Below are 1231 nucleotides of genomic sequence, written 5' to 3' on the forward strand. Positions count from 1 at the left end.
TGAATCGCCCCGGGTTTCGTAGACACCTCTTTGCCTTAAACTGAGGCCAATCAGGAGGTGCCATGAGCAACCCACGTTATCCCGAAGAATTCAAAATCCAAGCGGTCAATCAAGTGACCGAAAAGAAGCTGCCTGTCGCTGATGTGGCGGCGCGTCTTGGCGTGTCGACGCATAGCCTTTATGCCTGGATAAAGCGCTACAGCAAACCTCAAGCAGAGCGGCAGCAAGACGACGATCAGCACGCTGAACTGCGTCGTCTGCGAGCCGAACTCAAGCGGGTCACCGAAGAGCGAGACATCTTAAAAAAGGCCGCCGCGTACTTTGCCAAGGAGTGCGGTTGAAGTACGCCTTTATCAAGCAGCGCGCGGGCGACTATTCCATTCGACGGCTTTGCCTGACGCTGAAAGTCCATCCCAGCGGTTATTACGCCTGGCTGTCTGAGCCGCAATCTGTACGCGCCAAAGACGACCAGCGACTGCTGGGTTTGATCAAGCATTCCTGGCTGGAGAGCGGCGGCGTTTATGGCTATCGCAAAGTCCATGACGATCTGTGCGAAGTCGGTGAGGATTGTGGTCGGCATCGTGTGGCGAGGCTGATGCGTCTTGAAGGTCTGCGCTCTCAGACAGGGTATCGACGCCGTCCTGGCAAATACGGCGGTAAGCCTGCGGTCGCCTCACCCAATTTACTGAAGCGCCAGTTCGATGTCGTAGAACCCAACAAAGTTTGGGTCACCGACATCACTTACATTCGTACGTATGAAGGCTGGCTGTATTTGGCGGTGGTGCTGGATCTGTTTTCTCGTCAGGTCGTTGGCTGGTCAATGAAGTCGCAGATGACCAGTGATTTGGCCATTGATGCGTTATTAATGGCGGTTTGGAGGCGAAAACCGAAACAGGAGGTGATGGTTCACTCCGACCAGGGCAGCCAGTACAGCAGCTCCGATTGGCGCAGTTTTTTGAAAGCGAACAATTTGGTTGCCAGTATGAGTCGCCGAGGCAACTGTCATGACAACGCCGTGGCCGAGAGCTTTTTCCAGCTTCTGAAACGGGAACGGATCAAGCGGAAAATCTACACCTCGCGGCAAGATGCTCGTAGTGATGTGTTTGATTACATCGAGATGTTCTACAACGCAAAACGCCGCCATGGTTTCAACAATCAGCTGTCACCGGTAGAGTTTGAAAAGCGTTACGCAATGAGCTTGCAAGGTGTCTAGAGAATCCGGGGCGATTCA

At 53.6% G+C, this 1231-nt stretch carries 1 protein-coding gene; it reads left to right on the forward strand.

Features of this window, described 5'->3' with window-relative positions; all coding sequences use genetic code 11:
* Window positions 1–62: 62 nt before the first annotated feature.
* Window positions 63–1213, forward strand: a protein-coding gene (locus FJD34_RS27975) for an IS3 family transposase (protein WP_090290759.1) whose coding sequence is annotated in 2 segments (ribosomal slippage) — window positions 63–297 and window positions 297–1213 — 1152 coding nt in all. Because the reading frame shifts where the segments join, the coding sequence is not laid out codon by codon here.
* The last annotated feature ends 18 nt before the right edge of the window (window positions 1214–1231 follow it).

Origin of the sequence: Pseudomonas brenneri, assembly GCF_007858285.1 — a bacterium.
Taxonomy (GTDB): Bacteria; Pseudomonadota; Gammaproteobacteria; order Pseudomonadales; family Pseudomonadaceae; genus Aquipseudomonas; species Aquipseudomonas brenneri.